Genomic DNA, 22,756 nt, shown 5'->3' on the forward strand with positions numbered 1-22,756 from the left:
AGTAAATGAGGTGCCTTATCTGCAAGCTCCGCCATAGAACCAGTAATAGCCTCCAAAGATCAGCAGCAATATGAAGGCGATAATGAGGACAGCATACCAGAATCCGTACGAAGCATTAGGGGGAATGTACGGGTATGGATAGGGCAGCGGACCACAGCCGGGACTGCACGGGTAAAATCCAACGGACATAAAATAGACCTCCTTCTGCGCGTTCTCCTTAGCATTGTATGTATGTACTATGCCAAGGTATAGGCTGCTGTCCGGACGTCTAATCAAATCGTCTATTATTTCAATAAGCCGCTATCAAGAATTGCCTGATATAGAATCCTTGCGCCCTTTGGTGTCATATGATTGCCAGATGGGTCAATTAATCCCGATGCAATTAAATCTGAATCTGTGTCTCCTCCCGCTGCCCTCACCATATTCCTCCAATGGTCAATAAGCGGGAGCTGTTCCCTCTTCGCAATCTCTCTTACAATATCGTTATAGGAATTATGCCAATTCCTTGCGCCTTTTCCTGCGTCATAATAGATTTTTTCATATCTGGAATAGTAAAGCTTGTCTTTCCCGTTTCCTTCAACAATTGGCAGGCATGTGATCAGAACTGGATGGCCGCCGTTTTTTCTTATTTCATCTATAAAATAAAGGAGATTCGCTTCAAACCGTTTTTTTTCAACCCTCGGCTCTCCGCTTTGCAAAACCACCGCATCATTAGTACCGAACATGATAAAGACAGTTTCAGGATGACGATTTAATACATCCTTTTCCAATCGCTTTCTCGCATCCTCAGTTGTTTCTCCGCCTATACCCGCATTGTAAATAGTAACTTTCCCCTGCTGTGATAAATTGAGCAAGTTCACCCACTTTTCATTTTCAGGATAATCTCTTATGGGGTAATTCGCTCCCCTTGTATTACTGTCTCCAAACGCCACCGTATTGTATTCGTTATTTCCTGCACCGCACCCGGCAGCGAGTAAGAGACATATGATAACCAAAAGCTTTTTCAACTCCTGCACCTCCGTAAGCTATAAAACACTATAATATAGAACTGACTGTGTTTCAACCAGCTAAAGCATGTTCAGCTTGCCGGTTTCACTATTCTCAACTTTATGATGGTAAACAGACACGGGCAGGCCCTCTCTTACATACACATAATTAAATAGGCGATTGCCTACATAACGACCCTTGGAGGTGCTTATTTGTCCGGATTATTCACAGCGCTGGCCTATGTCATGAGGGAAATGGTTTTTCTTGTAAGCTATGTAAAGAACAACGCCTTCCCGCAGCCACTGTCATCAAGCGATGAAAAAAAATACCTTCAATTAATGGCAGAAGGCGATGAACATGCCAGAAATCTTCTGATTGAGCATAATCTAAGGCTTGTCGCGCATATTGTCAAGAAATTCGAAAACACAGGAGAGGATGCGGAGGACCTGATTTCAATCGGAACAATCGGATTGATCAAGGCGATTGAGAGCTATTCACAGGGAAAAGGTACGAAACTCGCAACGTATGCCGCAAGATGTATTGAAAACGAAATCCTGATGCATTTAAGAGCCTTAAAAAAGACCAAGAAAGATGTGTCCCTTCATGATCCAATTGGACAGGATAAAGAAGGAAATGAAATATCGCTTATTGACGTCCTAAAATCCGAAAGCGAAGACGTTATTGATACCATTCAGCTGAATATGGAGCTAGAGAAGGTCAAAAAATTTATCGATGTTTTAGATGAGCGGGAAAAAGAGGTCATTGTCGGCCGTTTTGGACTCGACTTGCAGAAAGAAAAAACGCAAAGGGAAATCGCAAAAGAACTGGGCATTTCAAGGAGCTATGTTTCCCGCATTGAGAAAAGAGCGCTCATGAAAATGTTCCACGAATTTTATCGTGCTGAAAAAGAGAAAAACAGCAAAAAAAAGAAAAGATAAGGAAAAAGGGTATCTTCCCCTATCCTTATCTATTTTCTTTAACTAACCGCTATCCTTCTCCACAGTGAGGTAGTTCATTATTTCGCTTTTCATCATAATTATCGCTCCCTTCATGATATTCAATGAGCTTTCTTACAGCATAAGCTGGCGGTTCTGCACTTTCTCCATCAAATTTCTGACACGTTTGTCGTCATTCATTTCTTCTTTTGTTTTCATGTTCCTTTTAAAAGTTACCGTTACAAATAGTAAATGGATGGTCATGGTATCACCTCCTTAAAAGGCGAGGCGCCCTGGGTTCTCTACGCAAAAAAACACCGCAGGAAATACCCCGGGCGTCTGTCTTGTTTTAACTAGTAAACGCCGCAGAGTAAGCAAATCGCTTAGCCTGCGGCGTATAATCCAATCATTATTGAAAAAAGGACATACGTTAGCTGTAAACCGGCCAATGAGATTTGATTACTTTATTCAATTGTTTTAGCTGATCCGCTTTAACAGTCATCGTCATTTTAACCGGCCTCCTTAGAAATAATTTTAATTACATGGTAATTATATCCACAACACACATGAAAGTAAACCAATTTTTTAACTTTTTTGAAAAATAATCCAAATGCCTATAAAAAAAACGAATCGATTATACTGGATTTTTAAAACTTAGGCTCGCTTAAAGTCTGGTGCTGATTTTTAACGTCTATGATTGGAGCGGAAGGCGCTAGACTTCTGCTTAGAGCAGCGGGACAGGTGAGAGCCCGCAGTGGTGTAGCGAGGGGCAGGCTCACCGCCCGACTAAGAATTAGCGAGCGCCTGCTAGCTGCAATTAACAACTACGTTTAACAGAGCTAAAAATTAAAAAACAACCTGCAGAATCATCTGCAGGTTATTCGGCTTCTTTTTGAAGTTTTTTATGAAAGGTAAGAGAAATGTTAAAACAAATAAGTGCGCCGGCCAGCATAAAGGCTGAGGCCCCCATCATGGTAGATTGCTCTGATACCTTGCCGGATTCAACAAATACTCCTATATAGAAAAATGTCCCTAACGCTAACAGGACGAACGCATAATTTTTGAAATCAAGAACTAAATCCTGCAACTGTTTCTTCAAGCTATATCACCTGCCAGAAAATGTTTTGACAATTACTAGGTTAACATAGTCTGGCAGGCTATCTCACTTGTAATATCAGGAAATCACGAAAGGGCTTGTTTTAAATCTTCAATTAAGTCATCCGCATCTTCTATTCCAACGGAAATACGGATCAAGCCGTCTGTAATTCCAAGCTCTTTCCGGCGGTCAGCAGGAATGGATGCATGAGTCATTCTGGCTGGTACGGAAATCAGGCTTTCCACTGCACCTAAGCTCTCAGCCAATGTAAAATATTTCACCTTGCTCAGCACCTGATCTGCTTTTTCCTGGCTTCCGACATCAAATGAAACCATTCCGCCGAAGCCTGTTGCCTGCCTTTTCGCAATCTCATGGTTTGGATGCTCTTCAAGGCCTGGATAATAAATTTTGGAAACAGCCGGATGTTCCTTCAGGAAATGAACAATCTCTTTCGTATTTCTTTCATGAGCTTCCATTCTGAGACCGAGTGTTTTCACACCGCGGATCAGCAGCCATGAATCCTGCGGCCCAAGAACACCACCTGTGGAATTTTGAACAAAATGGAGGTCTTCTGCCAGCTCCTGGCTGTTTACGGCTACAAGACCGGCCACAACGTCACTGTGCCCCCCAATATATTTTGTCGCACTGTGAAGGACAATATCTGCGCCCTGAGTAAGCGGAGTCTGCCAATAAGGAGTACTGAACGTATTGTCTACGATTGTCAGCAATCCGTTCTCTTTTGCAAGACGGGCAGAAGCCTCTATATCCGTAATTTTCAGCAGCGGATTTGTTGGTGTTTCCACATACAATGCTTTTGTGTTGGATTGAATGGCATCTGTGATGTTATCTAAATTACTTGTGTCCACAAAGGTAGATTCAATGCCCAGTCTGTTTAATACCTTAGTCATCACACGGTAGGTACCGCCGTATACGTCATCCGTCATGATGACATGATCGCCGCTGCTGAACAGCATCATGACAGCTGAGATGGCTGCCATTCCGGAACCGAATGCAAACCCAGCGTGTCCTTCTTCAAGGTCCTTAATTAATTCTTCCAATGCATGTCTCGTAGGATTTCCCGTTCTGGAATACTCATAGCCTTTATGCTCTCCTACGCGGTCCTGCTTATAGGTGCTAACCTGATAAACCGGTACATTGACTGCACCTGTCTGTTCATCGCCAGTTATTCCTCCGTGGATCATTTTTGTCAGTTTTTTCATGACTAAATGCCCCCTTCGTAAATTTTTTTACTTAAGTATCGCTCACTGCTGTCAGGAAAAATGGTCACAATGATGCTTCCCTCTTTCGCAGTCTCAGCCTCAATCAATGCAGCGTGAAGGGCAGCCCCCGATGAACTTCCAACAAGAAGTCCCTCCCGCTTGGCAAGCTCTGAAACTCTGCGGAAGGCATCTTCATCGGTTACCGTATGAATGGAGTCAAAATACTCCTTCTTCATATAATCCGGCAAAAACTCCATACCGATTCCTTCTGTCTTGTGAGGTCCTGATTCTCCGCCGTTCAGAATGGATCCTTCTGGTTCAACGATACACGTTTTAACATGTGGATTCTGTTCCTTTAAATACTCAGCTGTCCCCATAAATGTTCCGCCTGTACCGGCTCCTGCCAAAAAGACATCAATATTTCCCTCAAGCTGGTCCCAAATTTCCGGGCCGAGCGTCTTGTAGTAGGTAAGGGGATTGGAAGGATTTCCAAACTGCTGAGGGCAGTAAGATCCGGGTATTTCCTTTACCAGCTCCTGGGCCTTATCAATGGCTCCCTTCATACCGAGACTGGTAGGTGTATGGACAATTTTCGCTCCCAGCGCCTTCATGATTTCCTGCTTTTCTATGCTGAATTTTTCAGGAATGCAGAACATCACCTGAAGATCTTCATGAATGGCTGCTAAAGCAAGTCCAATACCCGTATTGCCGGCTGTCGGCTCAATGATTGTGCCGCCTTTGGCTACTTTACCGGTCTTTAGAGCATCTTGAATCAGTTCTTTACCGAGCCGGTCCTTAATGCTTCCGCCTGGATTGTAAAATTCAAGTTTTGCAAAAAGACGCGTTCCGTTTGGAAGCGGAAAATGCTGTATCTCCATAAGTGGTGTTGACCCGATTAATTCATGGACACCTTTGACTACCTTCATCCAAACACCTTCTTTATGACGCAGCAGGATGAAATCATTCTGCTGTGCGTTTAATTATTTTAAGTTGCGGACAATGCGTAGAACATGCTCTGCTGAATGAAGACCCGCTTTTTCAAGGAATTGATCAAACGATAGATCTGATTCCTTGCCTGCAATATCCGATAGTGCACGGATGATGACAAACGGCACCTTGAATTGGTGGCAAACTTGAGCAATAGCTGCTGCTTCCATTTCTACGGCATACAGGTTATCAAATTTAGTGCGGATGTATTCAACCCGTTCAGGATCGTTCATAAAAGAATCACCTGTTGCAATCATTCCTGTAACCACTTGGATTCCTTCAATATTTTTGGCCTGTGCTTCCGCAATTTCCAATAGCTTTGGATCTGGTAAATAAGCCGGAGGAAGTCCAGGCACCTGACCGTATTCGTATCCAAACGCTGTCACGTCAACATCGTGATGGCGAACCTCTGTCGAAACCACAACGTCGCCAACATTTAACGATTGATGAAATCCGCCGGCAGATCCCGTATTGATTACATAATCAGGCTTATAGCGGTCAAGCAGAAGTGCTGTGCTTAAAGCAGCATTCACTTTTCCGATTCCTGATTTTAGAAGGACGATTTCTTTTCCTTCGAACATTCCTTCAGTAAATTCACTGCCTGCAATCAGCTCGCTGTTTTGACCTTCAAGCTTTTCTCTTAATATATTTACTTCTTCTTCCATTGCTCCAATAATAGCTATTTTCATTGTGACAACCCTCTTTACTCTAAAATTACTGTTTTACTGCTTCCATAATCCATACGAATGGATTCATTTGTGTAAAGGTTACATGGAATCCATGCTTTTCGTATATTGACTTCATCACAACATGGGTTGTGTAATATTCTGTCTCAAGATCCAGAGCGAGGCTTAAATACTGCCTTCTTCTCGATTCTTCAATCTTCTTTATATACGCATCCCGGTCAGTGAAAACAGTATCAGCAAAGATTATTTTACCACCTTTGGCAAGCATGCTTCCATAAATCCCGACGGCTTTATCTTTTTCTTCATCCGTAAGGTGATGAAAAGCATAAGTACTTACTATTGAATCAATCTGCTCTGCAGGCTTTGGGAAATCAAGAAAGTCTCCATCTGAAATGAAAATGTCTGCAGGCAGCTTTTCAATTGCCTTTTCTCTCATAGCATTCGAGGGTTCAATGCCATATACCTTTTTGCCCGCAGCGTGCAGAAGAGCTGTCAGGTTCCCGGTACCCAGTCCGAATTCCAATACGGAGGATCCTGATCTTTTTGTAACTTCTTCAAGAATACCGCTGTAGTTTTGAAATACTTCTTTATATTCAACGTCATGTCCGCTGACGGTTGTATCATAATCAGAGGCCCATCCTTCAAACAACTCCAAAAATTCTCTGCCCATGACGACACGCTCCCTTTGAAAACTTAATAATTCCTATGAGTATAGTATGAATTAAAATAAATAACTGTTCAAAGATTATCATATTCCTGCAGTAACCTCAACCTAAAAGTTTTTGCCTATGCGCTGCAGCAGTGTTTTTGGTAAACTGAGAGAGGAGAACAGAGGAGGCAGACATGGAATGAATTTTCAGCTTGATTATCTTAAAGATAAAGTAGAATTTTTTGAAGCTTCGAGCATAAAAGATCTGGAAACAAAAATTGCCGAGCAGATTGACCATAATAAAGCCATTATGATGGAGGTTCACTCGGTTACCCATCAAATGCATGTCCTTGAAGACGGGCGGAGATTTTACAGTGCCGTCGTTCATTTTAAAACGAACATGTAATTTCGCTTCCTGCAAAAAAGAACGCTGCCGTGAATCGGCAGCGTTCTTATCATTATTTCGGTTCAACTGTAAGGGGTTTCCATCCTTCATTTTCTATAAACTGAAGGGTTACTTCATATTTCTCATCCGAGTTCTTAGCAGAAACGGTTCCTTTTGCATCGTTCGGAGAACCATTATTTCCAAGGAACCAGATCGTCATATTATCTTCCGGGATTCCAGTTGCTACACTCATCGCCTTGGTCATTTCCTGCCAATCCGCTGAGCCTTTATCATAAACTGTGGTATGTTCCCCTTTTTGTGAGGTACCGACAGGCTCCCATTCGGAGCTTTTTGTTTCCTTGTCCGCTTCTGCTGCTTTGTCTTCCTCGCTCTGCTTATTGTCATCAGCAGGTTTGGCTTCTTCCTTAGATGCCTCATCACCGGATGTATTTTGTGATTCTGTATCTTCTTTGTCTGTTTGCTCAGACGCAGTTTCTTCGCTTGTCTCTTCGCTTTGTGACTGCTGGTCAGAGATTTTGCTGCTGGAAGTCTGCTTCTTTTCGCCTCCAGTAATAAGCTGGTAGCCGACGGCCGCAATGAGAATGAGCACGACAGCGATCATGACATTCAATACGACATTAGTTTTTCTGCGCTTATCGCGGTTGCCATAGCGGGTTCTATTCATCATCTTCACTCCTCTTCCCACTTTCTTTCTGTACTATTCTATCAAAGGAGTATGAATCTAGCCAGTTTTGATTCAATAGAATCATTTCAGGCCGGCCGCTATATCATAAAACACCTGATTTGCAGCAGCTTTGCTGGCAATTGTATCAGCATCAACAACCACTAGAGCATACCTCGGGCTGTCTGATGGAAAATACCCGGCAAACCATTTATTGATCAAATTATGTCCTTCTGCGTCCTTTCTTCCTGTTTCTGCCGTACCTGATTTCCCGGACACTTCAAACGGCAGCGTCCTGAATCTAACTCCTGTGCCTTTTTCGTCAGATACCACCAGGCGGAGAAGCTTCTGGAGCTTTTGGACTGTATAATGATCAATGGATACGTTCGCAAGCTCTGAATCCGGAAAACGGTACATGGATGTTCCATTTTTATACAGGATTTCCTCAGCCGTTTTTACTTCCATCCCTTTACCTCCTCTTGCAATCGTCGCCATCATATTCGCAATTGCAAACGGGGTAACCTGGACATCTTTTTGACCGATGGCGGTTTGGGCAACAGCTTTAGGGGAGCCTTTGTCTCTGTTATCAGACCACACAGTTCCCTGTTTTTCTTCTGGAAACTGCTTGAAGGCGCTGTAATGGAACACTGTGCCCTGCCATCCCACAGGGTGGACTAACCCCATTTTTTCAGCAGTCGCTTCCATATAATCCGGCACCTTTTTTATAAGCTGATTGGAAAGGACGTTAAAGGTATAATTGCAGCTTCTTGAAAAACTTTGATCAAAGCTCAGAGAACCCAGCTGGCGGTCTTCTTCAGCGCCGCCGTATGGATTCAGATTGCAATTATACCGGGCGGAGGGATGATCAAGCCCGTTCTCTATCGCTGCCGCAGCAGTCACAATTTTAAATATTGAGCCTGGCTTCATGCTCTCAAGCATATAGTTGCTTAAGCTTGAAGACGACCCGTTCACATTGAGATCCGGCTTGCTCGCCATTGCCAGAAGGGAACTGGACTGGATATCTATTAGAACGGCTCCTCCTTTTTTGATGCCAGCCTGTGTAAGAGCTTTTTCCGTAAGCTGCTGCATGTCTGAATCAAGAGTAGTTTTAATTTTCACCGGATAGTGTGCGCTGGAATCGGCGATGTATTTGACGTTCACGCCAAAAAGAGGATTGTTATTCGCATCAACATGATACAGCAGCTTTGTCTCTGATTCCGGCAGCAAAAACGCATCAAAGGCCTTTTGCAGCCCCGCTGCGCCTATTTTCATAGTGAGCGGAAGCTTTTTATCAGGGTACCGCTTTTTCGCCGTCTCAGGCATTTCAGCTGTATATCCAATGATGTGGGACGCTGATAATTCACTTGGCTTCTCTTGCACCATTACCCCATAAACACCAGGAAACTTAAATTCATTAATTTTTGTTAAATCAGATTGGGTAAGCTCCGCGCCATCCTTTTTTGACAAGATAACCGGTTTTTTTGCTCTGGAAACAAGGGAATGAATAATTCCCTCTGACATCCCGGTTATGGAGGCAACTTTTTCGCTCGGCCAATTTAAGCTCTTAATAAACGGAAACAGCACAACGGATGGCTCAACCCCTGCAGAAAGCGGTTCACCCCTCCGATCGACAATGCTCCCCCTGCCATCATCAATTAATACGGATTGCGTTCGCTGTTTCACGCTCTCTTCAATCAAATTGATATGATGGCTTCCGAACGATTCAGTCCGAAAAAGCTGGAGTTCAGCAAGTCTTGCTGTCAAAATCAGCAGAAAAATGGTGATTACCACGCAAACAGATACGATTCTTTTTTTAATTGCACGCATAAAAAAACCACCTCGTCACCATTGTCGACGAGGCGGTCATTCTTTAATCGGATCTTACTTAATTTTTACAATTTTAACCTGCATTTCACCGCCAGGCGTTTGCACAGTTACTTCATCGCCCACTTGTTTGCCAAGAAGACTTTTAGCGATTGGTGAGTCATTGGAAATCTTTCCTTCAAAAGGATCTGCTTCCGCACTTCCCAAAATTGTGTAAGATTCTTCTTCACCATTTGGAAGTTCCTGGAACGTAACGGTTTTGCCAAGCGCTACTGAATTTGAATTCGATGTATCCTCGACAATGATTTTCGCATTGCGGATCATGTTTTCAAGCGTTGTAATTCTTCCTTCAACAAACGCCTGCTCTTCTTTAGCGGAATCATACTCGGAGTTTTCAGAAAGATCACCGAAACTGCGCGCAATTTTAATCCGCTCGACTACTTCTTTACGACGTACAGTTTTCATGTACTCCAATTCTTGTTCGAGCTTTTCTTTTCCTTCTTTCGTCATCGGAAATTCTTTCTCTACTGCCATCGATACTCACTCCTTCTGAAACAGCTGTCCCCCGAAATTTGGTATGTAAGACCTGTTAATAATACAAGAGCGAGGGCAATGATGCCCTCACACTCTTCTTTCATATCGAGAATTGGCGTTCAATCTGCCTGAGCGCGTCTTTTACATGAAACGTTTAACAATCTATACATAATATGGGCACAGTGCTCTATATCTATGCTATGTTATTACAAAATAGCGTTTTGTTCAAGAATTGTTTGAATTTTTGTTACCATTAAATCGATAGCCACGTGATTTTGGCCGCCTTCAGGGATGATAATATCTGCATAGCGCTTTGTAGGCTCGATGAACTGGTTATGCATCGGTCTTACAACGGACACATATTGTTCGATTACTGAGTCAATGGAACGTCCGCGTTCCTTGATGTCGCGGAGGATGCGCCGGATAATTCGAATATCTGCGTCTGTATCCACATACATTTTAATATCCATAAGATCTCTCAGGCGTTCATCTTCCAAAATGAGAATTCCTTCAAGAATGATGACATCCTTCGGTTCGACCTCGATGATTTCCTCAGATCTTGTATGAATTTTATAATCATACACCGGTTTTTCGATCTTTTCATAATGGAGAAGCTTCTTCAAATGCTCAATGAGCAAATTGTTATCAAATGCCAAAGGATGATCATAGTTGGTGTTGAGGCGCTCCTCATAAGGAAGATGACTTTGATCCTTGTAATAATAATCCTGTTCAAGCATCATAATGGAATGTCCTTTAAAATGCTCGTAAATCGCTTTCGTTACACTAGTTTTTCCTGATCCGGATCCTCCGGCAACCCCGATTACAATAGGTTTTTTTACCATTTATCCTAGAACCCCTTTCTCATCATGTTGTAAGGATAAACAGGCCGGTCCAATGTAAATGTCACCGTTTGAAGAGGATGGCGTGCAGCATCCAGTTCATTGCCTTTTTCATCGTATACCGCTTCAATTACAGTACGGAAATTCTCAAGCTCAGGTCCGAAAAATTCAACTTCATCTCCCGGCTTAAAGTAGTTCCGCTGCTGGAGTGTTACCTTCTTGGTTTCAGGATCGTAATCCAGTACCATTCCGACAAAATCGTATGCCGTCTTTTTTCCATGTATGCCAAACATTTGCTCTTTGTGACCCGGCACTCCTTCAAAAAATGCCGTTGCTGTATCGCGGTTCGCACATTTATCAAGCTCTTCCAGCCATTCCTGCTGAATGACAAAATTGTCCGGATCTGCGCAATAGGCATCAATTACTTTGCGATACACGCTGACCACCGTTGCGATATAGTGAATGGATTTCATGCGGCCTTCAATTTTCAGGCTGTCAATGCCCATTTCAATCATTTTAGGGATAGACTCCACTAGTTTAAGATCTTTTGGACTCATGGCAAATGGAGAATCGCCGTCCCCGAACAATGGAGTTTCCAGACCATCTTCCTGTTTGTAAAGATCATAATCCCAGCGGCAGGACTGGCAGCAGCCGCCGCGGTTTGAATCGCGGGCTGTCATATGATTTGAAAGAGTACAGCGTCCAGAGTAAGCGATGCACATCGCCCCGTGAATAAATGTTTCGATTTCAATATCCACTTTTTCCTTCATTTCGCGGATTTCATCTCCGCTTGTTTCACGTGCCAAAACAACCCGCTCAAGACCTTCTTCCTTCCAAAACTGAACAGCCTTCCAGTTGGATAAGGATTGCTGGGTGCTCAGGTGAATTTCAAGCTTTGGCGCAGCAGTTTTACATGTCTCTATAATGAGCGGATCAGCTACGATAATCCCTGTAACCCCTGCTTCTTCAAGTCCTTTTAAATAATCGGCAAGTCCGTCCATATTTTCATTGTGAGCAAAAATATTCGTTGTCACATAAATTTTGGCATTGTACTGATTGGCAAACTGTACGCCTTCTGCCATTTCTTCCTGTGAGAAATTATCGGCATTTGAACGAAGTCCATATTCGCGTCCGCCGATAAAAACGGCATCCGCTCCATAACGGACAGCAATTTTTAATTTTTCCAGGTTTCCGGCCGGTGCCAGAAGCTCTGGCTTTTTAATAATGACCCGTTTTCCGTCAACGATCTTGGAAATTGAATCTTTTAAGGCGTCCATCTGCGTGCCTCCCTATTTATTTTCATAGCTGAAAACGAGGTTTCCTTAATAGACGGTTTCTTTAAAGAAGAATCCAGTATCCAGCGGACGGTGCCCGGGCTGAATCTGCTCAATTTCTTCAAGAAGGGCGCCCTTCACCTCTTCATATTGGTCCCTTGCTTCGATGCAAAGGTCGATGGCTTTTCGATATTTTTTAGTTACTTCAATTATATAGTCACTCTTCTGGAGTATCCCATCAATCTTGAAGGAATCCACTCCTGCATCGATCAGCTCCGGCAATTCATCAATGATGCACATATCATTTGGACTCATAATATGTGTGCCATTCTCATCTTCAAAAATAGGATATTTATTTTCCCGTTCTTTATCATGCAGCAAGAGGCCGGAATCGACTTTGCTTTTATTCACAACTTCCATTTCTTTTCCCTGGTACAAATAGTAGTTGCCTATAAGTGAGCGTTTGGATTGAAACATACACGTCATGCCGTGAACCTGAATTTCAATTTCAACCTCTGCATTTTCCTTTGTTTCCACTATTGCATCCATATTCAGCTCTCTTGCAAGCACGGCTCTTTTTGCACCTTTCCGGCCCCAGTAATTGCATGTATACCAGTTCGTTGCCGTTGTTTCTGTGTTCCAGTGAAGTTTCATTTGCGGTACCGTTTCACGTGCAATCATTAAAACAGCCGGATCGCCAAACACAATCGCGTCAGCACCAGCATCCTTAAGAAACAGCATATAATCAGCTAGTTCATCAATTTTGTCATTATGGAAAATGGCGTTCATAGCAGCGTATACTTTTACCCCTTTTTCATGGGCGATTCTAACCGCTTTTTTAAAATCTTCGCCTTTAAATTCACCTGCGAGACGAAGTCCGAATTTCTGTTCCCCAATAATAAATGCAGTTGCTCCCGCCTCAGCGAGCGGCTCCAAATCGTGAAGGCTTGAAGGCGTAACCAGCAATTCCGGTTTTTTCATTTTTGTTCACCTCTTTTAATGCTCACGGCAATGCCATCGCCGACTGGTATGATACACGTTTCATAAGAAGGATGGGACATAAGCCAAGTGTTGTAGCCCGCTATCTTTTTAACGAGACTCCGTATCCGTCTATTATCAATCTGGTCCTGTTCTTCTGCTACAAGACCTTTAAATAAAATATTGTCGGTAATAATCATACCGCCTTCAGTCAGCATCGGCTCATACAGTTCAAAAAAGCGCTGATATTGGCCTTTTGCCGCATCAATAAAAAGTGCGTCATAAGGTCCCTCGCTTTCTATTGCATCAGAAAGTTCAAGGGCATCCCCAAAATGAACTCGGATTCTGCTGCTTAGACCCATTTGTTCAATTCGTAAAAGTGCCTGATCATATCTCTCCTGATCTCTTTCTATACTGACAATAGAGGCTTTTGGAACAGCAGATGCCATGCGGATGGCTGAATAGCCAATGGCAGTTCCAATTTCAAGTATATGATGGGGAGAATGAATCCGAAGAAATTGAAGCAATACTTCCATTCCCGCCGCTTCCATAATCGGAACTCCATGCTCGCTTGCATAGGCTTCCATTTCCTGAATAGCTGGTGGGCGATCGGGTATCATGCTTTCCATGTAGGTTTGAAGCTTTTGGTCAAGCACTAATTTTGCCTCCTTGCGCAAAAAGAAGAGTTCCTGTTAAGAACTCTTGCCTTTATTTAACACCATAGTCCTGTTCTTCATATAACCTGATATATTTTAGCATAAAAAAACGGGGAATGAAAATAAAATTCACTCCCCGTTTTCACTTATGATCCTTTTCTCGGACCGGTTATATGCTTTTCCTTCAGCTGGTTATGCTCTTTCAGCGTTCTGGAATAATAAACGGTTCCATCCGGTGCTGCGAGGAAATATAGATAGTCGGTGTTATCCGGCTTCAGTGCCGCTTCCATGGACATATTCCCGCTGTTTGAAATAGGTCCTGGCGGAAGGCCTTTGATTACATACGTATTATATGGAGAGGAGACCTTCAAATCTTTATAAGTAACCCGGTCTTTGTGCTCTCCGAGTGCATACAGTACCGTTGGATCTGTCTGCAAAGGCATGCCTGACTTTAAGCGATTAAAGAAAACACTCGCAATCTTTTTTCTGTCTACCTTTCCTGTTGCCTCCTCTTCGATAATCGAGGACATGGTCAGGAAATAATGAACACTCCATTTTTTCTCTTTCATTTGTGGCAGATAAGGCTTTATCCTCTCATCTGTCTCGCTGATCATCTTTTCAAGAATGGTGTCCAGAGATGTTTTTGGGTCCGCAAATGGATAAGTTGCTGGATATAAATAACCCTCAAGCTTATATTTTGCTGTTTTTTTATCAATTTCATTGGTTACGGTATTGGGGTATTTCTTTTTCATTGCTGCAATGAATGCTGGATCCTGGATCTTCTTTAAAACATCCTCTTTTGAGTATTCACTGTTATTTTCAATGATTGCCGCGATTTGCTTCATTTGATGGCCTTCAGGAATGGTAAACTGCATGGCAATGTTTTCTGCCATTTTTCCTGTTTTAAGGAGCTGAATCATGTCATCCATCGTCATAGATTTACTTAGCAAATAATCTCCGGCCTGAAAATTGGTTTCATTTTTAAATTTCACATAATATTTAAACACCCTGGCATCTTTAATGATTCCTTCTTCTTTAAGCTCCGCAGCTATCCCTGAAAGAGATGATCCGAGAGGAATGGATACTTTTACTTGTTTTTTATCAGAAGGGTCCACTGGACTCAATGCGTTCTGAATATATATGATGCCTGCAAGAGCGATCGCAGCAATTGCGATCCCAGCCACAAGGACAATTCGCCATACAATTTTCCGGATTGATTTTGCCTCTTCCTGTTTTTCAAGCAGTGTTTTATGTATGGATGGTTTGTTTTGTTTTTGCTTCATCCTTTTCCCCCTTTCACTTCCGTATATTATACTACAAAATTCTACCCCATTCGTCACTATCTGAACAAAAAAAGAAGCCGGGAATACATCCCCAGGCTCCTTTTTATTTGCATTTAGTTTTCTTCTTCTTCCTCGTTATCGAAGAATGTGTTCATCATTTCTTCAATCATGTCCCACTCTTCTTCTGTTTCAATTGGCTGAAGCTCGCCATCTTCGCCATTTTCGCTTGGCGTGAAGCTTGATGCATGAATTTCTACATCCTCTTCATCCTGATCTTCACTGCTGATTGGGTAGTAAAGAACGTAGGATTTTTTGAATTCATCTGACTCAAATGTAAAAAGGATCTCGCAAAGCTGTTCGTTTCCGTTTTCGTCTACTACTGTAATCTGTTTTTCACCATGTTCCATGTCTATTCACCTCGTTAAGTAATCTCCGTTATCGGAGGCTGTCAAGATATCCTTGAAGGATCATGACAGCTGCCATTTTATCAATGACTTTTTTGCGTTTTTTTCTGCTTACATCCGCTTCAATGAGCATCCGTTCTGCAGCCATTGTCGTTAATCTCTCGTCCCAGAGAACAACGGGAAGCGAAAATGTCTCTTCCAGCAGGGAAGCGAATCTTTGACACGCTTCCCCTCTCGGACCAATTGTGTTATTCATATTTTTCGGAAGACCGACGACAATTTTGTCCGCCTCTTCCGTTTTAATGATTTCAGAAAGCCTAGTCAGACCATAGTCTCCGCCTTCTTCATTAATTTTAACCGTTTCGAGTCCTTGAGCTGTCCAGCCCATAAGATCACTGACTGCTACTCCGATTGTTTTCGTTCCGTAATCCAAACCTAATACTCGCATCTATTACTCCTCACGATGATTTTGCAGGTACGATTTAACAAGCTCTTCAATCAGCTCATCTCTCTCAAGCTTGCGGATCAAGCTTCTTGCATCACGGTGACGGGGAATATAAGCCGGATCTCCTGAAAGCAAATAACCGACGATCTGATTGATCGGATTGTATCCTTTTTCCTTGAGTGCATCATGTACCGTAAACAAAACTTCGTTCACATCTGTTTGAACGGAATCGTCCGAAACGTTGAATTTCATTGTTTTATCGAATGAGCTCACTGTCTGCACCTCTTTCTCAAGTTCGCGCTCGAGGACTTGATCCTGCTCGTCCTGACTCTTATCACCATTCTACACTAAGAATGAGAATTATAAAACGGATTTAACCCATTCCTCTGCATAGTTTAGAGCAGATTCGAGTTTTTCAGGGTCTTTTCCTCCTGCCTGAGCCATATCCGGACGGCCTCCGCCGCCTCCGCCGCAGCGCTCTGCGACTTCTTTTACGAGCTTGCCGGCATGCAGGCCGCGGTCAATAAGATCCTTCGAAACACCGGCTGCAATATTTACCTTATCACCATTTGCAGCCCCTAAAACGATTACTGCAGATCCAAGCTTTTCCTTCAAATCATCCAAAATGGCACGAAGACTGTTCATATCCTTTGCGTTCACCTTGCTTGCAAGAAGTTTAACGCCATCGATTTCTTTTACCTGGTCCGTTAAAGAAGAGGCTTCAAGATTGCCAAGCTTGGAAGTAAGAGACTCGTTTTCGCGCTGAAGATCTTTCAGTTCGCCTGTAAGAGCATCAATACGGGCTGGAACCTCTTTACTGTTTGTTTTAAGCTTAGCAGCGGCCGCTTCCAGAATGGCAATTTGCTCATTCATCGTTTCATAAGCCGTTTTTCCTGTTACAGCTTCGATCCTTCTTGTACCTGCACCGATACCGGATTCAGATACAAGCTTGAACAAGCCGATTGAAGAAGTGTTATCCACATGGCAGCCTCCGCATAGTTCAAGACTGTACTCTCCAATTTGAACAACACGGACAATTTTGCCGTACTTTTCACCGAATAAAGCCATTGCTCCCATTGCTTTTGCTTCATCAATTGGTTTTAAGTCAATGTTTACACCAATGCCTGCCCAGATTTTTTCATTCACGATCTGCTCAATTTGTTTTAGCTCGCTATCTGTAATCTGGCCGAAATGGGAGAAATCAAAACGAAGACGGTTTTCCGTCACCAATGATCCAGCCTGATTGACGTGTCCTCCGAGAACATCCTTCAATGCCTGATGCAGCAGATGAGTCGCAGTATGGTTCTTCACAACACCTTCTCTTACTTTACGGTCAACCGCAGCTGTGACGGAATCATTTGCTCTTAATGTTCCTTTTTCAACAATCACGCGATGCAGATTTTGCCCGTTTGGAGCTTTTTTAACGTCTTTAACGCGTGCGGTGAAATTTGCATTGGAAATGGTTCCTTCATCTGCAATCTGTCCGCCGCTCTCCGCATAAAACGGTGTCTGTACAAGGATAAGCTGGATTTCGTCCCCTTTAGATGCTTCTGAGACAAGTTCGCCATCTTTCACAAGGGCAGCAGCTTCAGTTTCAACAGTAAGGTGCTCGTAACCGACAAACGTACTTTCCGTTGTGAGATCACCAAGTACTCCTCCCTGAACCTGCATGGAATCGACTTCCTGGCGAGCCGATCTTGCCCGTTCGCGCTGCTTTTGCATTTCAGACTCAAAGCCCTCTGCATCAATCTTCATTTCTTCTTCTTCTGCATATTCTTCTGTCAATTCAACCGGGAAGCCATAGGTATCATAAAGGCGGAAAACGTCAGTGCCTGGAATGACATCGTGTCCCGCTTCTCTTTGCTTTTTAATCACTTCAGATAAAATAGCCAGTCCATCATTTAACGTTTCATGGAAACGCTCTTCCTCGTTTTTAATGACTTTTTGTATAAACTCGGTCTTTTGTTTAACTTCCGGATAGAAGGCTTCCATAATTTCACCAACTACCGGTACAAGCTCATACATAAATGGGCGGTTGATATCAAGTTTTTTTGCATAGCGCACAGCCCGTCGAAGCAGACGGCGGAGAACATAGCCGCGGCCTTCGTTGGACGGAAGAGCTCCATCCCCTACTGCAAAGGATACGGTACGGATATGATCGGCAATAACCTTAAATGCCTCATCCTTCTCTTTGCTGTCATGGTACTCCATACCGGCAATTGCTGCAGTTGCTTCAATAATCGGCATAAAGAGATCCGTCTCATAGTTGGTCGGAACATTTTGAATAACGGAGCACATCCGCTCAAGTCCCATCCCTGTATCAATATTTTTCTTAGGAAGCGGAGTATAGGTTCCATCCGAATTATGGTTAAATTCAGAGAAAACAAGGTTCCATACTTCTAAATAACGCTCATTTTCGCCGCCTGGATACAGCTCGGAATCTTCCGGATCGTTCCCGTAAGCCTCACCGCGGTCATAAAAAATCTCCGTGTTCGGTCCGCTCGGGCCTTCGCCGATATCCCAGAAGTTCCCTTCAAGCCGAATGATGCGCTCTTCCGGAACGCCTACTTTAGCCGTCCATATGTCGAAGGCTTCATTGTCTTCAGGGTGAATCGTAACAGAAAGCTTTTCAGCGTCAAAGCCGATCCACTTCTCGCTTGTAAGGAACTCCCAAGCCCATTCAATTGCTTCTTCTTTGAAGTATTCTCCGATTGAGAAGTTTCCAAGCATTTCGAAGAACGTATGATGTCGTGCCGTTTTCCCTACATTTTCAATATCGTTGGTGCGGATGGATTTCTGCGCGTTGCAAATTCTTGGGTTCGCAGGAATCACACGTCCGTCAAAATATTTTTTCAGGGTAGCAACCCCGCTGTTAATCCACAAAAGAGAAGGATCTTCATGCGGAACAAGTGATGCACTTGGTTCTACTGAGTGGCCTTTTTCTTTGAAAAAATCAAGAAACATTTGGCGTACTTCTGCAGACGTTAAAAATTTCATTCATTTCTCCTCCTTAATATGTATGCCGGGCGGCTCCGAAAAACAAAAAACTCCCGTTCCTGTACAAATCCTTTAGATTTGCACAGGGACGAGAGTTGCTCGCGGTACCACCCTGATTATGGATTCCAAAATATCCATCAGCTTCATTGGACCTTAACGCGGTCTCAGGACGGCAGGACTTTTACCTGCACTCAGGAATAGCGTTCCGTCACCCTTCATTAAACACCCTTTCAGCCTTGGGGCATTCTCTCTGGAAATGGACTGTGACCTACTCGTTTCCATCAGCGTTTATTACCTATTATACCGTAGATTATAGACAATGCCCGCCCGCCTGTCAATCATGCCGGAGAAGCCGGACTCCATGCTCCAAAACGACCCTCAGGACAGCGGTGACAGGTACGGCGATAATCAGTCCGAAAATTCCTGCAAGCTCACCGCCAGCAGCGAGCGCCAGCATAATAACAATGGGATGCATATGCAGGCTTCTTCCAACAATCAGAGGACTGATTACGTTTCCTTCAAGAAATTGCAGAACCAAAATGATAATAACCACGGTTATCACCGTTTGGGTCGACATCGCTGCCGCCAAAATTAAAGCCGGAATAGCACCGATCACAGGGCCAAAGTAAGGGATCACATTTGTAATCGCTATAATCATTCCAAGCACAAGCGGATATTTTACCCCAAAGAACCATAGAGAGAGAAACGCCAGCAGACCCATAATGACACAAACAAAAAACTGGCCCCGAATGTAGCTTCCGAGAGACTCATCTGCATCCCTCAGCAGCTCCTTCCCCCTCCTTCTCCACTTTTTCGGAGTCAAATACCAGGCCGTTTTTTTCAACAGTGAAAAATCCTTCAGCATATAAAAAACCAAAAATGGGATAAGCGTTAAAATTACCGCATTATCAAACAGTGACCGGATCGAGTAGATAATGCCGTCAATCATCCCTGAGATCCACTGCTCCGCCTCGCCAAGCAACCCCTCCACCCGATGATGCAGCCCCATCGGCCAATGATCCGTCTGATCCCTGATCATCGTAAGCCAGCCCTCATAAAGCTTCACCATCCGCGGCGCATTAGCCGACAGCTCCATCAGCTGATTAATAAGCAGCGGAATGCCCCGATAAAAACCATACCCAATCGAACCGAAGAACAGCAAATAAATAATGAGAATCGAAAGCGTCCTCGGAAGCCCCGTTTCATGCAGCTTCTCTACAATCGGATGAAGCAAATACGTGATAAAGGAAGCAATCACAAACGGCACGATAATGGCCTGCAGCATAATCCAGACTGGATTCCACACTACCCGCAGTTTAAGAAATAAATAAAGGGATAATAAAGACAGCAGAATAATTCCCGCTCTTAGCAGGATCTTTTTTTCTTTCACGGGGCATCCCCTCCGGAGATTAGTTTGGGGGATTTTTGGGGGGATTATGCAGGGAACGAAACTAATTCATCTCAAGTTTGTAAATACGGGATTTATGATTACCATATGTTTTACTTTCCATTGAATTTAATAAATTTTTTACAACTGAGTTAGAAGTGAGCTGCAAAAAATTTCTTGCGTCACGATTAGTGATGGTTTGATTTATTAGTAACGAATAATCCATTAAAGTTTCTCTATAGGCGTCTTTTGACATAAATCCGCACAATGTACATTTCCATCCTCGCCTGCTCATATACATCATTGGCAAATTGAAACATTTCAAACAATGTACCCCGGAACGAATATCTGCTTTAGGAATCTGGTGCATGTTGCGTATATCTGAAAAAATAGGGGTATGTGATTTCGAAACGGTTTCACTAAGGGTATAAAACTCCTGATCAGAAATATTCGGGCTGGCATATTCGTTTTCTAACTGGGCTATTTTAAACGGAATTTGAGGATTTTGTAGAATTTTTTCATGTGAAGTTTGATTTTTAGGAGAAGCTTGAAGAATTGTCCGAGGATTGCTGATTACAACGAATGCTTTTACAGGGAAATGAGGATAACCTCGAAGATTTATCCATTTAATTAATTGTGCTTGTTGACGCCTTATTTGAATTAGAGGGTCAGGAAAAGAATCTTTCACCTCATTTTGAACCCTAATCATCTGATTAAAATCGGAATCAAAATATAATGTTCCTGAGATATTCTTTACTTCAAGAATAACAATAAAACTTGTTGAAAGGATCAAAGTATCAATTTGAAAATAATGGGTGCCATCAAACATCCTAATATCATGAAAAATATGATACTTAACGGGATCCAAAAAACTTAGAGGATACTCCAGGCTCTTTTCTCCCATATAACCAACATTTCTGATTGCAAAGTTTTGAATGACTGAATCCATTTTTGGATGTCCAGGAGCAATCCTGCGTTTTAATGCTTCCAGCTGCTTTAAAGCTTGAGGACTTGTAAGAGGTTTGATGATCATAATAATCTCCTTTCCAAGTTGTAAATTCTACAAGACGTCTCGGTTTCCTGCTACGAAATACGACTTTTTTTGAAGAAATTGAGTGATGGTTGTCGAATATAAACGGAAATATGTCGAATATAAACTAGGGTATGTCGAATAGCGACCTCAATATGTCGAATATAAACTCCAGTTTGTCGAATAGCGACCTATCGACAATTTTACACAATTTTCGCCCCTTCTCTTTAGTTTAAATCCAACAAAAAAAACCCCCGCAACACGCGGAGGTTTTCACCAACTGCTATTAAAACATTTTCTTCATCTGGCGCTGCCAGTTTTTTTTCATTTTGCGGGTGTTCATGCGTTTGCCGCTCATTGCGTAGGTTGCGGCAGCGCCGATTCCCATTGAAATTATTGAGGTCATGGTGCGGTTCATGGCGTTTTCCTCCTTTAATTTCGATTTAGCTTACGGTACGGTCATGTTCGTCAAACAAGTCATCTAGTGAGCTTAAGGTACCGTCTTCTTCAACCTGATGGGTTAAAATCATTCCTTTGGATACTGAAAGCTCGATAAAGCAGCCCCAGCAGTAATACTGGTTTACTCCTATTTTTCCAAGGTCCTTGCATTGACAGTTCGGGCATTTTAACAAACCGGGCACACCTCACTCTTGAATCACATCCATGACGATGGCATCCTTGCTTACCATTAGTTCCTCGCTTAGGGGGTTTACTTTTTTCCGCCCTTCGGTTAAATCAGCGAAGAATCCGTCTGTCAGTTCGTATGCTACGATTGTGCCCAGTTGTTCTGTAAAATATACGTCTTCCAGGAGACCGAGCTGTTCGCCGGTTTTCGAGTAGACGGTTTTGTTAAACAGCTGCCCATTGCCGCGGAATCGATAATCTTCTTTTGCAGCAGCTGCAGGCTGCAGCTGTTCCGGATCTTTGACCATCACTCCGTCTTCTCCCACTGAATCTATACAGGCCAGCGGAATGAAGCGGTCTTTCTTGAATAGACCTTTGCCATCCAAGATAAGTCCGGAAACGTGCCCGTCTGTGCTGATGACTAAATCCGTAATTTTGCCTATGCAGGCAGCGTTTCTTGCATCAAAAACCGGAAGTCCCTTTAATGTTCCGTATGTCCGCAAGATGATCTCCCACCTTTCCGAACACACTTAGGATTCTTCCTCCAGCATTAAGTCATACAGCGTAACGTTTTCCATTCCGCTAAAAAGTTCTTTAGGGAAAAGGTTTGACATTTTCCAAATGTGGTATTTAATAACAAGCAATCATACCAATATCGAGGACGTGATTTTATGAATGAACATAAAGATGTCGAGGTTAGAGAGAAGAGAAAGGATTCAAGTCTTGTTGCATCTACATTTATTAAATACGCAGCGTATTTGATCATCTTTTTTGGAATCATTTGGTTTTTAATCAGCTATATTTTACCGATGTTTAATTAATAAAAGCCAAAAAGCCGCCTGTCATCCAGCAGG

At 43.0% G+C, this 22,756-nt stretch carries 28 protein-coding genes and 1 other annotated feature; of the genes, 3 read left to right on the forward strand and 25 right to left on the reverse strand.

What is annotated here, in order from left to right; all coding sequences use genetic code 11:
* Window positions 1-15: 15 nt before the first annotated feature.
* Both AS29_RS21195 and AS29_RS02515 read right to left on the reverse strand, forming a co-directional pair.
* Window positions 16-189, reverse strand: coding sequence for a hypothetical protein (locus AS29_RS21195; protein WP_156505842.1), 174 nt, complete (start codon window positions 187-189; stop codon window positions 16-18).
* Between the two features lie 95 nt (window positions 190-284).
* Window positions 285-1,007 carry an SGNH/GDSL hydrolase family protein gene (locus tag AS29_RS02515; protein ID WP_035405186.1) on the reverse strand — a complete coding sequence of 241 codons (723 nt, stop codon included), beginning with the start codon at window positions 1,005-1,007 and terminating at the stop codon, window positions 285-287.
* Between the two features lie 192 nt (window positions 1,008-1,199).
* On the opposite strand from AS29_RS02515, the gene sigK reads away from it, so the two are divergent.
* Complete coding sequence (sigK, locus tag AS29_RS02520) at window positions 1,200-1,925, forward strand: RNA polymerase sporulation sigma factor SigK (protein ID WP_035405187.1); 726 nt, start codon at window positions 1,200-1,202, stop codon at window positions 1,923-1,925.
* 132 nt (window positions 1,926-2,057) lie between these two features.
* Here sigK and AS29_RS20895 read toward each other — a convergent pair whose 3' ends face one another.
* The 6 genes from AS29_RS20895 to AS29_RS02545 form a co-directional block, all read right to left on the reverse strand.
* Window positions 2,058-2,186 (reverse strand): YrzI family small protein, encoded by a 129-nt coding sequence (locus AS29_RS20895; protein WP_082883707.1) that lies wholly within the window; start codon window positions 2,184-2,186, stop codon window positions 2,058-2,060.
* A 613-nt stretch (window positions 2,187-2,799) separates the two neighbouring features.
* On the reverse strand, window positions 2,800-3,021 hold the full coding sequence (locus tag AS29_RS02525) for a YrhC family protein (protein WP_035405189.1): 222 nt from the start codon (window positions 3,019-3,021) through the stop codon (window positions 2,800-2,802).
* Between the two features lie 83 nt (window positions 3,022-3,104).
* Window positions 3,105-4,238, reverse strand: coding sequence for a bifunctional cystathionine gamma-lyase/homocysteine desulfhydrase (locus AS29_RS02530; protein ID WP_035405192.1), 1,134 nt, complete (start codon window positions 4,236-4,238; stop codon window positions 3,105-3,107).
* A 2-nt stretch (window positions 4,239-4,240) separates the two neighbouring features.
* Window positions 4,241-5,164 (reverse strand): PLP-dependent cysteine synthase family protein, encoded by a 924-nt coding sequence (locus AS29_RS02535; protein ID WP_035405193.1) that lies wholly within the window; start codon window positions 5,162-5,164, stop codon window positions 4,241-4,243.
* Between the two features lie 54 nt (window positions 5,165-5,218).
* Window positions 5,219-5,914 carry a 5'-methylthioadenosine/S-adenosylhomocysteine nucleosidase gene (mtnN, locus tag AS29_RS02540; protein ID WP_035405195.1) on the reverse strand — a complete coding sequence of 232 codons (696 nt, stop codon included), beginning with the start codon at window positions 5,912-5,914 and terminating at the stop codon, window positions 5,219-5,221.
* A gap of 25 nt (window positions 5,915-5,939) precedes the next feature.
* Window positions 5,940-6,581, reverse strand: a complete 642-nt coding sequence (locus AS29_RS02545; protein WP_035405198.1) for a class I SAM-dependent methyltransferase — start codon at window positions 6,579-6,581, stop codon at window positions 5,940-5,942.
* A gap of 178 nt (window positions 6,582-6,759) precedes the next feature.
* Here AS29_RS02545 and AS29_RS02550 point away from each other — a divergent pair, with 178 nt between their 5' ends.
* Window positions 6,760-6,966 carry a DUF2536 family protein gene (locus AS29_RS02550; RefSeq protein ID WP_035405200.1) on the forward strand — a complete coding sequence of 69 codons (207 nt, stop codon included), beginning with the start codon at window positions 6,760-6,762 and terminating at the stop codon, window positions 6,964-6,966.
* Window positions 6,967-7,018: 52 nt separating this feature from the next.
* Here the strand turns inward: AS29_RS02550 and AS29_RS02555 are convergent, their stop codons facing one another.
* From AS29_RS02555 to AS29_RS02630, 17 genes are all read right to left on the reverse strand, one after another.
* Window positions 7,019-7,630: a YrrS family protein gene (locus AS29_RS02555; protein ID WP_197491564.1), complete on the reverse strand. Its 612-nt coding sequence runs from the start codon at window positions 7,628-7,630 to the stop codon at window positions 7,019-7,021.
* An 81-nt stretch (window positions 7,631-7,711) separates the two neighbouring features.
* Window positions 7,712-9,454, reverse strand: a complete 1,743-nt coding sequence (locus tag AS29_RS02560; protein ID WP_035405204.1) for a peptidoglycan D,D-transpeptidase FtsI family protein — start codon at window positions 9,452-9,454, stop codon at window positions 7,712-7,714.
* 54 nt (window positions 9,455-9,508) lie between these two features.
* Window positions 9,509-9,985 carry a transcription elongation factor GreA gene (greA, locus tag AS29_RS02565; protein WP_035405206.1) on the reverse strand — a complete coding sequence of 159 codons (477 nt, stop codon included), beginning with the start codon at window positions 9,983-9,985 and terminating at the stop codon, window positions 9,509-9,511.
* A gap of 206 nt (window positions 9,986-10,191) precedes the next feature.
* Window positions 10,192-10,827 carry a uridine kinase gene (gene udk, locus AS29_RS02570; protein WP_035405208.1) on the reverse strand — a complete coding sequence of 212 codons (636 nt, stop codon included), beginning with the start codon at window positions 10,825-10,827 and terminating at the stop codon, window positions 10,192-10,194.
* Window positions 10,828-10,832: 5 nt separating this feature from the next.
* Window positions 10,833-12,101 carry a peptidase U32 family protein gene (locus AS29_RS02575; RefSeq protein WP_035405210.1) on the reverse strand — a complete coding sequence of 423 codons (1,269 nt, stop codon included), beginning with the start codon at window positions 12,099-12,101 and terminating at the stop codon, window positions 10,833-10,835.
* 45 nt (window positions 12,102-12,146) lie between these two features.
* Entirely contained in the window at window positions 12,147-13,079 is a 933-nt protein-coding gene (locus tag AS29_RS02580; RefSeq protein WP_035405212.1) for a peptidase U32 family protein, read from the reverse strand.
* On the reverse strand, window positions 13,076-13,732 hold the full coding sequence (locus tag AS29_RS02585) for an O-methyltransferase (protein WP_035405214.1): 657 nt from the start codon (window positions 13,730-13,732) through the stop codon (window positions 13,076-13,078). Before AS29_RS02585 ends, AS29_RS02580 begins: the two co-directional genes overlap by 4 nt.
* A gap of 146 nt (window positions 13,733-13,878) precedes the next feature.
* A complete protein-coding gene (gene mltG, locus AS29_RS02590) occupies window positions 13,879-15,015 on the reverse strand; it encodes an endolytic transglycosylase MltG (RefSeq protein WP_035405216.1) in 1,137 nt (378 codons plus the stop codon).
* Window positions 15,016-15,128: 113 nt separating this feature from the next.
* Window positions 15,129-15,422 carry a DUF1292 domain-containing protein gene (locus AS29_RS02595; RefSeq protein WP_035405218.1) on the reverse strand — a complete coding sequence of 98 codons (294 nt, stop codon included), beginning with the start codon at window positions 15,420-15,422 and terminating at the stop codon, window positions 15,129-15,131.
* Between the two features lie 28 nt (window positions 15,423-15,450).
* Window positions 15,451-15,867 carry a Holliday junction resolvase RuvX gene (gene ruvX / locus AS29_RS02600; RefSeq protein WP_035405219.1) on the reverse strand — a complete coding sequence of 139 codons (417 nt, stop codon included), beginning with the start codon at window positions 15,865-15,867 and terminating at the stop codon, window positions 15,451-15,453.
* 3 nt (window positions 15,868-15,870) lie between these two features.
* Window positions 15,871-16,137 carry an IreB family regulatory phosphoprotein gene (locus AS29_RS02605; protein ID WP_035405221.1) on the reverse strand — a complete coding sequence of 89 codons (267 nt, stop codon included), beginning with the start codon at window positions 16,135-16,137 and terminating at the stop codon, window positions 15,871-15,873.
* Window positions 16,138-16,224: 87 nt separating this feature from the next.
* Window positions 16,225-18,861 (reverse strand): alanine--tRNA ligase, encoded by a 2,637-nt coding sequence (gene alaS / locus AS29_RS02610; protein ID WP_035405222.1) that lies wholly within the window; start codon window positions 18,859-18,861, stop codon window positions 16,225-16,227.
* An 81-nt stretch (window positions 18,862-18,942) separates the two neighbouring features.
* Window positions 18,943-19,155 (reverse strand) — a binding site (T-box leader).
* Between the two features lie 40 nt (window positions 19,156-19,195).
* Window positions 19,196-20,251 (reverse strand): AI-2E family transporter, encoded by a 1,056-nt coding sequence (locus AS29_RS02615; RefSeq protein ID WP_035405223.1) that lies wholly within the window; start codon window positions 20,249-20,251, stop codon window positions 19,196-19,198.
* A gap of 61 nt (window positions 20,252-20,312) precedes the next feature.
* Window positions 20,313-21,281 (reverse strand): nuclease-related domain-containing protein, encoded by a 969-nt coding sequence (locus AS29_RS02620; protein WP_035405224.1) that lies wholly within the window; start codon window positions 21,279-21,281, stop codon window positions 20,313-20,315.
* A gap of 283 nt (window positions 21,282-21,564) precedes the next feature.
* Window positions 21,565-21,696 carry a DUF3918 family protein gene (locus AS29_RS20900; protein WP_082883708.1) on the reverse strand — a complete coding sequence of 44 codons (132 nt, stop codon included), beginning with the start codon at window positions 21,694-21,696 and terminating at the stop codon, window positions 21,565-21,567.
* Between the two features lie 25 nt (window positions 21,697-21,721).
* Entirely contained in the window at window positions 21,722-21,910 is a 189-nt protein-coding gene (locus AS29_RS02625; protein WP_035405225.1) for a hypothetical protein, read from the reverse strand.
* Between the two features lie 12 nt (window positions 21,911-21,922).
* On the reverse strand, window positions 21,923-22,405 hold the full coding sequence (locus AS29_RS02630) for a PRC-barrel domain-containing protein (RefSeq protein WP_035405226.1): 483 nt from the start codon (window positions 22,403-22,405) through the stop codon (window positions 21,923-21,925).
* Window positions 22,406-22,573: 168 nt separating this feature from the next.
* On the opposite strand from AS29_RS02630, the gene AS29_RS21530 reads away from it, so the two are divergent.
* Complete coding sequence (locus AS29_RS21530; RefSeq protein WP_197491565.1) at window positions 22,574-22,723, forward strand: hypothetical protein; 150 nt, start codon at window positions 22,574-22,576, stop codon at window positions 22,721-22,723.
* Window positions 22,724-22,756: the final 33 nt, after the last annotated feature.

The organism is Bacillus sp. SJS (assembly GCF_000732485.2).
GTDB lineage: Bacteria > Bacillota > Bacilli > Bacillales > Bacillaceae > Metabacillus_B > Metabacillus_B sediminis.

Excerpts from the sequence above, each read along its gene's own strand:
- udk (WP_035405208.1), bottom strand. The coding sequence starts at position 10,827 with ATGGTAAAAAAACCTATTGTAATCGGGGTTGCCGGAGGATCCGGATCA.
- AS29_RS02560 (WP_035405204.1), bottom strand. The coding sequence starts at position 9,454 with ATGCGTGCAATTAAAAAAAGAATCGTATCTGTTTGCGTGGTAATCACC.
- AS29_RS02580 (WP_035405212.1), bottom strand. The coding sequence starts at position 13,079 with ATGAAAAAACCGGAATTGCTGGTTACGCCTTCAAGCCTTCACGATTTG.
- AS29_RS21195 (WP_156505842.1), bottom strand. The coding sequence starts at position 189 with ATGTCCGTTGGATTTTACCCGTGCAGTCCCGGCTGTGGTCCGCTGCCC.
- AS29_RS02620 (WP_035405224.1), bottom strand. The coding sequence starts at position 21,281 with ATGATCATCAAACCTCTTACAAGTCCTCAAGCTTTAAAGCAGCTGGAA.
- AS29_RS20900 (WP_082883708.1), bottom strand. The coding sequence starts at position 21,696 with ATGAACCGCACCATGACCTCAATAATTTCAATGGGAATCGGCGCTGCC.
- mtnN (WP_035405195.1), bottom strand. The coding sequence starts at position 5,914 with ATGAAAATAGCTATTATTGGAGCAATGGAAGAAGAAGTAAATATATTA.
- AS29_RS02550 (WP_035405200.1), top strand. The coding sequence starts at position 6,760 with ATGAATTTTCAGCTTGATTATCTTAAAGATAAAGTAGAATTTTTTGAA.
- AS29_RS02535 (WP_035405193.1), bottom strand. The coding sequence starts at position 5,164 with ATGAAGGTAGTCAAAGGTGTCCATGAATTAATCGGGTCAACACCACTT.
- AS29_RS02530 (WP_035405192.1), bottom strand. The coding sequence starts at position 4,238 with ATGAAAAAACTGACAAAAATGATCCACGGAGGAATAACTGGCGATGAA.
- alaS (WP_035405222.1), bottom strand. The coding sequence starts at position 18,861 with ATGAAATTTTTAACGTCTGCAGAAGTACGCCAAATGTTTCTTGATTTT.
- AS29_RS02545 (WP_035405198.1), bottom strand. The coding sequence starts at position 6,581 with ATGGGCAGAGAATTTTTGGAGTTGTTTGAAGGATGGGCCTCTGATTAT.
- AS29_RS02595 (WP_035405218.1), bottom strand. The coding sequence starts at position 15,422 with ATGGAACATGGTGAAAAACAGATTACAGTAGTAGACGAAAACGGAAAC.
- AS29_RS02555 (WP_197491564.1), bottom strand. The coding sequence starts at position 7,630 with ATGAATAGAACCCGCTATGGCAACCGCGATAAGCGCAGAAAAACTAAT.
- AS29_RS20895 (WP_082883707.1), bottom strand. The coding sequence starts at position 2,186 with ATGACCATCCATTTACTATTTGTAACGGTAACTTTTAAAAGGAACATG.
- greA (WP_035405206.1), bottom strand. The coding sequence starts at position 9,985 with ATGGCAGTAGAGAAAGAATTTCCGATGACGAAAGAAGGAAAAGAAAAG.
- AS29_RS21530 (WP_197491565.1), top strand. The coding sequence starts at position 22,574 with ATGAATGAACATAAAGATGTCGAGGTTAGAGAGAAGAGAAAGGATTCA.
- AS29_RS02575 (WP_035405210.1), bottom strand. The coding sequence starts at position 12,101 with ATGGACGCCTTAAAAGATTCAATTTCCAAGATCGTTGACGGAAAACGG.
- mltG (WP_035405216.1), bottom strand. The coding sequence starts at position 15,015 with ATGAAGCAAAAACAAAACAAACCATCCATACATAAAACACTGCTTGAA.
- ruvX (WP_035405219.1), bottom strand. The coding sequence starts at position 15,867 with ATGCGAGTATTAGGTTTGGATTACGGAACGAAAACAATCGGAGTAGCA.